Below are 10,137 nucleotides of genomic sequence, written 5' to 3'. Positions count from 1 at the left end.
GAGGGGGCTGGTGAGACAAAGAACCCAAGCCAACCCCCGTTCCCGGCAGGCGAGCAGCCGTCGCCCGTTGGAACCGTAGTTGCTCACCGCGTTCATTTCGAGTCACACGCTCACTTGGCACTGCACACACCGGCTGCGCATCGCTCGGGCGGCGAGCCGCGCCATCCGCCGCCTGAAGTCGGGTAATAACCACACCGCCTGGGATCACGAAAGTAGAACGCCACCAACAAGTCTCGGGGTCACGTCAGATTCCTCGTCTCACCAGACCCCTCGTTACACCGAAGCTCGTTCCTCGCTTCGGCACTCGGGGAGCGGGAGGTGAAGTCCGCGCGTCGCTTCGGCAGTCGGGGAGCGGGAGGTGACGCTCGCGCGTCGCTTCGGCAGTCGGGGAGCGGGAGGTGAAGTCCGCGCGTCGCTTCGGCGCTCGGGGAGCGGGAGGTGACGCTCGCGCCTCGCTTCGGCAGTCGGGGAGCGGGAGGTCAAGCTCGCGCGTCGCTTCGGCACTCGAGGAGCGGGAGGTGAAGCCCGTGCCCCGCTTCGGCGCTCGAGGTGCAGGAAAGTCACCTCGAACACCCGTCCCTACCCCTACGCCGATCGGTCGCTCATCCGTGCCATCCGATCTGTTCGCGCCTGCGCCGACGACAGGGCTCGCAGCCTGCGTAGTTCGGCGATGTCGGCGGGGCTCACCGACATCGGGTCGGCGGCATAGCAGATAGCCTGGTGCGCAATCCATTCGGCGTGTTCGGCGGTGAGACCGCGGCGACCATCGGTGAGCCTACTCGCGATGGCACGCGGGATCGCTCTCGTCAGTTCCCGCGTCCCCAGCGCCCAGCCCAGTGGGCACGGCGCCGGTGACTGGCCCAGCTGCAAGTGGTGCTGCATCACCAGGATGACGAACTCGCGGTCGTCGAGCAGACAACGCCGCCGCCGCTTATCATCGAAAACTGTTGTATGCCAACCACCTTCCGGCGTCGGTCGAGCCATGATCCGCGGTGGCCCGACGAGCGTCCACCGGTCGGCGGCGTCGAGAGTCATCGTCGTGCCTGCACCGCGCAGCGCCGCCGCGAGTGTGGGCACGGTCCATGGCGCCGGGAAGTTGACGATGAACGTCGCAGCGAGTTCGGTTGCGGTCAAGGGGATCTCGCGTCGAGGCCGACGTCGGGTGCGTGCCTCGTCGATGACCTCCGACACCACCGCCATACTGCGCGCCGACGTCGCCTTCGTCGACCGCGCGACGTGCTCGCGCAGATGGGTCAGGAATCGGTCGAACTCGGAGCGCGAGCGAAACGGTGGCAGCGGAATGTCGGCTACCAGATCCCATCCCCAGGCGATGGGTATGCGTTCGAGATAGTCGGCGTGGAAGCGCGCCTGATCGTCGGACGGTGGACTGAGGCGGGGCATGGTTATTGGACGCAGCGCGGCGTCGAACGGTTCCATTCGCTTTTCACTCAGGTGGTTGATTCCCGGTGGGTTGGACGGTGTGGCGGTCCGTCTGGCGTCTGAAATCCGCACGATAGCAGGTCACCAAGGGCAGATTGCCCTTACGGACTCCAGTATCGACAGAGTTCAGCAGAGGATTCTGTGCATCACCCAGTCGACGCCGATACTGCGGATGGGTGCAGCATGGAGGAATGTCTTCGGTGCACCTGGTGGAAGTCGGTCCGCGCGACGGTCTGCAGAACGAGAACAAGACCCTGCGCGTGGAGGAGAAGGTCGAATTGATCACGCGCGCCGTCGACGCCGGGGTGCGCCGCATCGAGGCGGTGAGCTTCGTCAACCCGAAGCGAGTTCCGCAGATGGCCGGCGCCGAAGAGGTGATGGCGGCGGTGCCTCGGCGCGCGGACGTGTCCTACATCGGGCTGGTACTCAATCGGCGCGGGCTCGATCGGGCGTTGCAGTCGGGGGTCGACGAAGTCAACGTCGTGGTGGTGTCGACCGAAGAGTTCAGTCAGCGCAACCAGGGTTGCAGTGTGGCAGAAGGCATTTCGGCCGCCGTCGACATCGTGCGCGACGCCCGTGCGGCGGGCGCGTTCACAACGGTGACCATCGCGACATCGTTCGGATGCCCGTTCAGCGGAGAGGTGAAGGCGTCGTGGATCGGCGAGATCATCGCACAGTTGGTCGCAGGCTCGGCGCCCGACGAGATCGCGCTCGCCGACACCATCGGCGTCGGAGTGCCTGCTCAGGTTCGGGCGCTGGCGGCCCTCGCGTCGGAGGAGGCGCCCGGCGTTCCGCAGCGCTGGCATTTTCACAACACCCGCAACACCGGGTACGCGAACGCGCTCACCGCCCTCGACGTCGGAGCAACGGCGCTGGATGCGAGCATCGGCGGATTCGGCGGATGTCCGTTCGCACCGGCCGCGACCGGGAACATCGCCTCGGAGGATCTGATCTACATGTTGGGCCGCAGTGGAATTGAGACCGGCGTGGACATGGATGTGTTGATCAAGGCGGCTGATTGGTTGGGCGTCGCGCTTGCGAAGGACGTTCCAGGGCAGTTGGGCAGGGCGGGTGGCTTCCCGAGTAGGTAGCGGCGCCGGGCTCGACGTAGGTGGGGCACGAGTCGCGGGCATCGTGCTCGCCGCGGGTGCCGGCCGTCGGTACGGAATGCCGAAGGTTCTTGCCGCGGAAGGACTCTGGCTGGAGAACGCGGTACGCGCGCTCGATCTCGGCGGCTGCGACGAGGTGTTCGTCGCGCTCGGCGCGGCGATCGTGGCGGTGCCGCCGCCCGCACGACCGCTCGTCGTCGAGCGTTGGGCACTCGGCGTCGGCGAGTCGCTGCGTGCCAGTCTGACTCAGCTCGCGCCCGACGTCGCCGGGGCCGTCATCCATCTCGTCGACCTGCCCGACGTCGACCACCGCGTCGTCGCGGCAGTGCTGGCGGCGTCGCGCAGGCGCTCCGATGCCCTGGTCCGGGCGACCTATGCGGCCCGACCCGGTCATCCGGTGTTCCTCGGCGCCAACCACTTCGGGCGCGTGTCGCAACGGTTGACCGGCGACGTCGGCGCGGGCCCGTACCTCGCGGAGAATACGGTCACCTACGTCGAATGCGGGCAGTGGGCGAGCGGCGAAGATCAAGACACCCCGACGGCGTAGTTCAATCGACCTCTTTTTGCCGGAAACTTCGCGGAAACCGCAACGCTGACGCGCGATCGAGGCGAACCTGAAGTGGCCGAAGCTGTCCGACGAAGGGTCGACATCGATGGACCTGCACATGATCGACGACTGGGTACCCGCTCGAACGCGACAGGACCTCACCGGACTGGCAGCGAGCGACGCATTGGTCGCCGGCGGCACCTGGTTGTTCAGTCAACCGCAGCCGACGACGACGAGGCTGATCGATCTGTCGACGATGGGCTGGCCCGACCTCACCATCGACGACGACGGCCTCGAGATCGCGGCGACCTGCACCATCGAGAAGCTCATCACCGGCGACTACCCGGCCGCCTGGCGCGCGGCACCGCTGTTCGGGCAGTGCGCCCGCGCGCTGCTCGCCTCGTCGAAGATCTGGCGGACGGCCACCGTGGGCGGCAACATCTGCCTCGGATTTCCGGCCGGCGCGATGATCTCGCTATGCGCGGCGCTGGCCGGCCAAGCGGTGATCTGGCGTGCCGACGGTAGTGAAGAGTACTGTGGCATAAGCGATTTCGTCACCGACGTCGGGGTGACCGCGTTGCAACCGGGTGATGTGCTGCGCGCCATCCGACTGCCCGTCGCCGCACTGACCGAACCGACTGCGCTGCGCAAAGTCGCCTACGCACCACTCGGCCGGTCGGGGGCCATCGTGATCGCCCGCGGTCGAAGTGACGGTGCGGCCGGCCTGACGGTCACGGTGAGCGCCGGGACCAGGCGGCCGATCGTGATCGACGCGCCCGACGCGCCGACCGCGCTGTCGGCCGTCGCGGCGATCGCACCGCACGAGTACCACGACGACGCGCACGGCAAGGCCGATTGGCGCCGCGCGGTCACCGGGCATCTGGCGGCCGAAGTGGTCGCGGAGTTGGCGTCATGAAAGTCAACGGTCGCACGATCGACGTCGCGGCCCGTCCCGGGCAATGCCTTCGGACGTATCTGCGCGAGAACGGCAACGTCGAGGTCAAAAAGGGTTGCGACGCAGGCGATTGCGGCGCATGCTCGGTACTCGTCGACGGCACCGCGCGGCACTCGTGCATCGTCCCGGCACACCGGGTCGCCGACGCCGAGGTCACCACCGTTGCGGGACTGAAGTCACCGCGAGCCGACGACCTGCGCCAGCGTTTCATCGACCACGCCGGCTTCCAGTGCGGATTCTGCTCGGCCGGAATGCTAGTCACCGCAACGCAACTCGACGCCGCGGAGCTGGCCGACCTACCGCAGTCGATGAAGGGCAACCTCTGCCGCTGCACCGGCTATCGGCCGATCGTCGCCGCACTCAACGGCGCACCGATACTCGACGCCGCCACGAAGTGCGCCGAAAAGCCTTTCGGCCGTTCGGTTTCCGCTCCGGCCGGACGCGACGTGCTCACCGGTGCGCAGCGCTACACCATGGACGAGCTCCCGGCGGACACCGGATCCATCGCGGTGCTCGGCAGTCCGCATCCGTCGGCGCGCATTCTGCGAATCGACACCGAACGCGCGGAGCGGCTCGACGGCGTGCGGGCGGTATTCACCTACCGCGACGATCCCGGCGTGCCGTTCTCCACCGGCCGCCACGAATTCCGCACCGACGACCCGGACGACACCCTCGTCTTCGACCGGGTTCTGCGATTCGTCGGGCAACGGGTGGCCGCGGTGGTCGCCGACACCCCGCAGACAGCGGCCCGGGCGCTGACCTTGATCGACGTCGAATACGAGTTGCTGCCAGCGGTTTTCGACCCCGAACAGGCGCGTCGACCGGGAGCGTATGCGCTGCACGGTGACAAGGACGCGTCGGCTCGCATCGCCGCACCGGAGCGCAACCTGGTCGCCGAAGTGCACGGCGAGGTCGGTGACGTCGCCGCGGCGATGGACGCCGCCCGGGGGTCGGGCGGTTCGACGGTCAGCGGCACCTGGCAGACCCAGCGGGTCCAACACGCCCACCTGGAGACCCACTGCGCGGTGGGCTGGCGAGATGAATTGGGCCGGTTGGTCATTCGGTCGAGTACCCAGGTGCCCTACCTGACCCGCAACGAACTCTGTCACATCTTCGGCCTTTCGCGGGAGCAGGTGCGCGTCTTCGCCCCGCGAGTCGGCGGCGGATTCGGCGGCAAGCAGGAGTTGCTGGTGGAGGACCTGGTCACGATGGCGGTCCTGCGGACCGGCCGGCCGGCGTCGTACGAATTCAGTCGCAGCGATCAGTTCACCATCGCACCGTGCCGCCATCCGATGAAGATCACCGTCAACGCGGCCGCCGACGCCGACGGCACGTTGACGGCGCTGGCAATCGACGTGCTGTCCGATGCGGGCGCCTACGGCAACCACAGCCCGGGGGTGATGTTCCACGCCTGCAACGAGTCGGTCTCGCTCTACCGCGCCGACAACAAGCGGGTCGACGCACAAGCGGTCTACACCAACAACATTCCGTCGGGCGCGTTCCGCGGGTACGGGCTCGGTCAGGTTCAGTTCGCGGTCGAGTCCGCGATGGATCAACTCGCCGCGCGCTGCGCCGTCGATCCGTTCGAGTTCCGCCGCCGCAACGCAGTGCGGCCGGGCGATGATTTCGTCTGCTGGGAAGTGGAGGAAGGCGATCTGGGCTTCGGCAGCTATGGACTCGATCAGTGCCTCGATGCGGCGAAGGCGGCGCTCGTCGCGGGACGTGACGAACCCGGGCGCGACGGAGCACGACTCGCCGCCGCCGGATGGCGGATCGGTGAGGGCATGGCGATGGGGATGATCGCCACGATCCCGCCGCGCGGCCATTTCGCCGACGCCGCAGCATATCTCGACGCCGACGGTCACTACCGCGTCGCGGTCGGCACGGCGGAATTCGGCAACGGGACGGCGACGGTGCATGCGCAGATCGCGGCGCAGGTGCTCGGCTGCGAACCGTCGGACATCGTCGTGGTGCAGGCCGACACCGACGTGGTGGGCCACGACACCGGGGCGTTCGGGTCGGCCGGGACGGTCGTCGCGGGCCTGGCCCTGCAACGGGCCGCGACGGCACTGCGTTCGGAGATCGTCTGTGCCGCAGCACGATTGCTCGATGTCGAGGCCGCCGACGTCGAGTTGCGCGGCGATTGCGCCCGCAGCGCGGACCGCTCGGTGCCGCTGGCCGATGTTGCGGCCGAAGGCGAACTGACCGGGATCGGGCGGCACGACGGCACCCCGAGGTCGGCGGCGTTCAACGTCCAAGCGTTCCGCGTCGCGGTGCACCCGGCGACCGGCGAGGTGCGAGTGGTGCAGTCGGTGCAGGCCGCCGACGCCGGCGTCGTGGTGAATCCGCAACAGTGCCGTGGTCAGGTCGAGGGCGGCGTGGTGCAGGCGCTCGGCTCGGCGCTGTACGAGGAGATCGTCGTCACCGACGGCGTGGTGCAGACCGACACGCTGCGCAACTATCACATTCCGCAGGTCGCCGACGTGCCGGAGACACAGGTGTTCTTCGCCGACACCTACGACGAATTGGGCCCGTTCGGTGCCAAGTCGATGAGCGAGTCGCCGTACAATCCGGTCGCCCCGGCGATGGCCAATGCGATCACCGACGCGGTGGGCGCGCGGCCGTACCGACTGCCGATGAATCCCGAGCGCGTCTGGGCCGCGATCGAGCTGGCGAAGCAGGCGTGATGCGAACAGTGTTGGGGCAGTTGATCGCCGCGGCGTCACTCGAACGAGTGGCGCTGGCGCGGGTGATCACCGCGCGCGGACCGGGTCCCTGCCCGGCCGGGACGGCGATGGTGATCACCGCGTCGGGCGAGGTCATCGGGTGTCTGTCGGGCGGCTGCATCGACGCCGACGTCGTGGCGCGGGCCGCCACGGTGATCGCCGACGGCGTCGCGACGTCGATGTGGTTCGGTGCGGACCAATGCGACCCGCTGGGCCTGCGCCCGACACTGACGTGCGGTGGTGAGATCGAGGTGTTCGTCGAGCCGGTCGACGCCGACGCCGTCGCGCTGCTGCGTCGACTGGCCAATGCGCTGCGCGAGGGCGTGGAGGTCGATTGGGTGACCGAGCTGGGCGAGCGGCCGCGTTGGTTCCTCGGACCCCGGGCGGCGGGGATGGCTTCCGCACCGGCCTTCCACCAGTACTTTCCGCCGGCTCCACGGATGATTCTGACCGGTGCCAACGGTTACGTCGGTGCGTTGTGCGCCATGGCGATTCAGCTCGACTACCGCGTGACCGTGGTAGACGCACGGTCGGCGTTCACGACCGCCGACCGGTTCCCCGGTGCCGACGTGGTGGTCGAGTGGCCGCAGCGCTATCTGGGCGAGGAGGTCGCTGCCGGGCGGATCGATCCGACGACGGTGATCTGCGTGCTCTCGCACGACGAACGGTTCGACGTGCCGACGTTACGGATCGCCCTCGACTCCGCGGCGGGGTTTGTGGGCGCCCTGGGGTCGCGGCGAACTCATCGCACACGACTGGCGCGGCTGCTGGAGGACGGCGTCGCCGTGCAGACTCTGGCACGGCTGCACAGCCCGCTCGGGTTGGACTTGAACGCGCAAACGCCCGCGCAGACCGCCGTGTCGATTCTGGCGCAGATCGTCGCCGAGACCCGGGGTGGCACCTCGGTGGCATTGGGCGCGCGTAGCGGGCCGATTCATCGGGAAGTGGGGTGAGGCGGATGGATTCCCTACCCGCTTTCGAGCAGCGGAACGGACTCGCCGCCGAATTGGCGTCGGCATTGCCGGGGCGCGTGCACGTGGCAGGCGAGCCGCAATTCCGCGACAGCCTCGCCCGGGTCTTCTTTCCCGAGGCGGCGCGGCGGTCGCCGAGCTGCGTGGTCACTCCGGCCGACGTCGCCGACGTGGCGACGACGCTCACCCGCGCCGCGGCCGCGGGCGTCCCGGTGACGGTGCGGGGTGGCGGTCTGAGTTCCAATTGCGTGCGCGACGACGCTGTGCTGCTCGACCTCTCGGTACATTTCGCGACCGCCCGGACCGACGGCGACTCGCACGTCGTCGTCGGGGGTGGTGCGACGGTCGGCGAGGCATTGGCCGCGACCACACCGACCGGCCGGGTGATTCCGGTCGGTATCGCCGGTATTGCGGGACTCGGCCTGATCACCCGCGGCGGCGTCGGTTACCTGACACGTGACCTCGGATTGACCCTCGACCAGATCGTCGAACTCGAGATGGTGCTGCCCGACGGAACGTGGTTGCGCCTGTCGGAGGACAGTCGCGGCGTGGAGGAAGAACTGTGGTGGGCGGCGCGCGGGTGCGCGCCGTCATTCGGGGTGGTTACGTCCGCGCGGTTGCGCACTCACCCGCAGGGACCGGTGTACGTCGAGCGCGCGGTCGTCGGACTCGATGCGCTGGCCACCTATTTCGCGACGGCTCCACAGTTGCCGCGGCACACGACGATGGGCGCGGTTCTCGGGTGGGGTGGCGGTCCGGATCCGGTGTTGCTCGTCTACACCGCCTGCCGGAGCAGCTGCGACGACGACGTCGACGTCGCGCGGTCGGCGACGTCGGCGGTCGTCGCGGCGTCGAAGAACACCTTCTTCCGCGCGGAGACTTCCGGGCGCTATCTCGCCGGGCTGCCGGAGTTCGCGATCCCCGGCCCGGGCGGCGCCGAACCTGCCGCGATCGCCCCACCCGACCCGACGTCGACCGCGCACCGCGGCTGGTTCTACGGAAAGTCGGTGTTCACCGGGCCGAATCTCGGTGCTGACATCGCCGACGGCCTCGCGGCGGCGATCACCGCCGCGCCGACGCGTGCATGCCGCATCGACTTTCAGCACACCGGCGGCGCGCTGGCCGACGTCGAGGACACCGCGACCGCGTTCTGGGGACGTCGGGGCGAGTGGAACGTTCCGCTGAACGCCATCTGGTCCGACGCCGCCGACACCGACGCCTGCCGAGCGTGGGCCCGCGACACGCTGGCCGTGCTGGCGCCCGGAACAATCGGCGGCTACAGCGTCGAGCTGCGTTCCGGATTCGCCGAGTCGGCGGCCGAGATCGATGCCGCTTACGGCGGAAACCTCCGCAAGTTGCGTGACCTGCGCGATCGCATCGACCCGGGGGGAGTCCTCCTCAATCACCCGTTGGCCCAGGAGCTGCCATGAGTACGCACGACCCGAGCGGTGCGACGATGATCATCGGCCAACGCATAGTCGACGGCCGCGAATCCGACTATCAACGCTGGCAGCGCGGACTCAGTGACGCTGCTGCCGAGTTTCCGGGTTTCGTCGGGGCCGACCTCCGACCGCCGACTGCCGTGCAGCCGGAATGGGTGGTCGTCTACCAATTCGACTCGGTCAGCCATCTGCAGGACTGGCTCAACAGTCGGGTGCGGTCGGCGAAATTGGAGGAGGGCGCCGACCTCTTCGACGGACCCGGTACGGCGCAACTGGTGTCGGCCGGGCACCGCGAGCCGGACACCTTGGTCACTGTCGTCGTCAGCCACCGCGTCGCGCCGGAGTCGATCGACGACTTCCTTGCATGGCAGAAACGACTCGACGCCGCCGAACGCGCCTTCCCGGGATTCTGCGGGTCGGAACTCTTTCGACCGATCGACGGCGTGCACGACGAATGGACGATCTCCTATCGATACGACTCGGCCGAACATCTCGACGCATGGCTGACGTCGGACCGGCGCCGGGAAATGCTCGCCGAGGCCGAGCAGTTCGGTGACTTCACACTGCGCACCATCGACCATTCGTTCGGCAACTGGTTTTCGTTCGGCTACGACGACCGGCCGCCGCCGTCGAACTTCAAGTCCTCGATCGCGGTGTGGATGGGCCTGTATCCGACCGTGGTGCTGCTGACGCTGCTGACGTCGCCGCTCGGCATGCCGCTGTGGCTGGGAATGTTGATCGGAAACCTGCTGTCGAGCCTGTCGATGAGCTATTTCACGATGCCCTATTACGTGAATCGAATCCTCGGCTGGTGGCTCAAGCCGCGGCGCGACGCACCGCAGCCGACGACCGACTGGCGCGGTTTCGGTCTGGTGCTCGCTGTCAACGCGTTCTGGGTGCTGGTGTTCTACCTGGTGACCGTCGTCATCTGGTCGTTGCCATGACAC

At 68.2% G+C, this 10,137-nt stretch carries 8 protein-coding genes; 7 read left to right on the top strand and 1 reads right to left on the bottom strand.

All coding sequences use genetic code 11. The features are described 5' to 3' along the window. Window positions 1–585 precede the first annotated feature (585 nt). Window positions 586–1,437, bottom strand: coding sequence for a hypothetical protein (locus HH308_RS27745; RefSeq protein ID WP_170197521.1), 852 nt, complete (start codon window positions 1,435–1,437; stop codon window positions 586–588). Between the two features lie 194 nt (window positions 1,438–1,631). Here HH308_RS27745 and HH308_RS27740 point away from each other — a divergent pair, with 194 nt between their 5' ends. The 7 genes from HH308_RS27740 to HH308_RS27710 all read left to right on the top strand — a co-directional run bounded on the left by HH308_RS27740 (window position 1,632) and on the right by HH308_RS27710 (window position 10,134). Next, entirely contained in the window at window positions 1,632–2,531 is a 900-nt protein-coding gene (locus tag HH308_RS27740; protein ID WP_170197520.1) for a hydroxymethylglutaryl-CoA lyase, read from the top strand. Then, window positions 2,512–3,096 (top strand): nucleotidyltransferase family protein, encoded by a 585-nt coding sequence (locus tag HH308_RS27735; protein ID WP_312870874.1) that lies wholly within the window; start codon window positions 2,512–2,514, stop codon window positions 3,094–3,096. The genes HH308_RS27740 and HH308_RS27735 overlap by 20 nt, the downstream gene beginning before the upstream one ends. Before the next feature lie 106 nt (window positions 3,097–3,202). Next, window positions 3,203–4,012, top strand: coding sequence for an FAD binding domain-containing protein (locus HH308_RS27730; RefSeq protein WP_170197519.1), 810 nt, complete (start codon window positions 3,203–3,205; stop codon window positions 4,010–4,012). After that, entirely contained in the window at window positions 4,009–6,738 is a 2,730-nt protein-coding gene (locus HH308_RS27725) for a molybdopterin-dependent oxidoreductase (RefSeq protein WP_170197518.1), read from the top strand. Before HH308_RS27730 ends, HH308_RS27725 begins: the two co-directional genes overlap by 4 nt. Beyond that, on the top strand, window positions 6,738–7,730 hold the full coding sequence (locus HH308_RS27720) for an XdhC family protein (protein ID WP_170197517.1): 993 nt from the start codon (window positions 6,738–6,740) through the stop codon (window positions 7,728–7,730). The genes HH308_RS27725 and HH308_RS27720 overlap by 1 nt, the downstream gene beginning before the upstream one ends. A 5-nt stretch (window positions 7,731–7,735) precedes the next feature. Beyond that, window positions 7,736–9,178 carry an FAD-binding oxidoreductase gene (locus HH308_RS27715; protein ID WP_170197516.1) on the top strand — a complete coding sequence of 481 codons (1,443 nt, stop codon included), beginning with the start codon at window positions 7,736–7,738 and terminating at the stop codon, window positions 9,176–9,178. Next, a complete protein-coding gene (locus HH308_RS27710; RefSeq protein WP_170197515.1) occupies window positions 9,175–10,134 on the top strand; it encodes an antibiotic biosynthesis monooxygenase in 960 nt (319 codons plus the stop codon). The genes HH308_RS27715 and HH308_RS27710 overlap by 4 nt, the downstream gene beginning before the upstream one ends. Window positions 10,135–10,137 lie beyond the last annotated feature (3 nt).

Source organism: Gordonia asplenii (genome assembly GCF_012933505.1).
In the GTDB taxonomy this organism is placed as follows: Bacteria; Actinomycetota; Actinomycetes; order Mycobacteriales; family Mycobacteriaceae; genus Gordonia; species Gordonia asplenii.
This window is presented reverse-complemented; position numbering and strand designations above follow the sequence as displayed.

Coding starts and splice junctions, on each gene's coding strand:
- HH308_RS27720 (WP_170197517.1), top strand. CDS start 6,738: ATGCGAACAGTGTTGGGGCAGTTGATCGCCGCGGCGTCACTCGAACGA.
- HH308_RS27745 (WP_170197521.1), bottom strand. CDS start 1,437: ATGGAACCGTTCGACGCCGCGCTGCGTCCAATAACCATGCCCCGCCTC.
- HH308_RS27730 (WP_170197519.1), top strand. CDS start 3,203: ATGGACCTGCACATGATCGACGACTGGGTACCCGCTCGAACGCGACAG.
- HH308_RS27710 (WP_170197515.1), top strand. CDS start 9,175: ATGAGTACGCACGACCCGAGCGGTGCGACGATGATCATCGGCCAACGC.
- HH308_RS27725 (WP_170197518.1), top strand. CDS start 4,009: ATGAAAGTCAACGGTCGCACGATCGACGTCGCGGCCCGTCCCGGGCAA.
- HH308_RS27715 (WP_170197516.1), top strand. CDS start 7,736: ATGGATTCCCTACCCGCTTTCGAGCAGCGGAACGGACTCGCCGCCGAA.
- HH308_RS27740 (WP_170197520.1), top strand. CDS start 1,632: ATGTCTTCGGTGCACCTGGTGGAAGTCGGTCCGCGCGACGGTCTGCAG.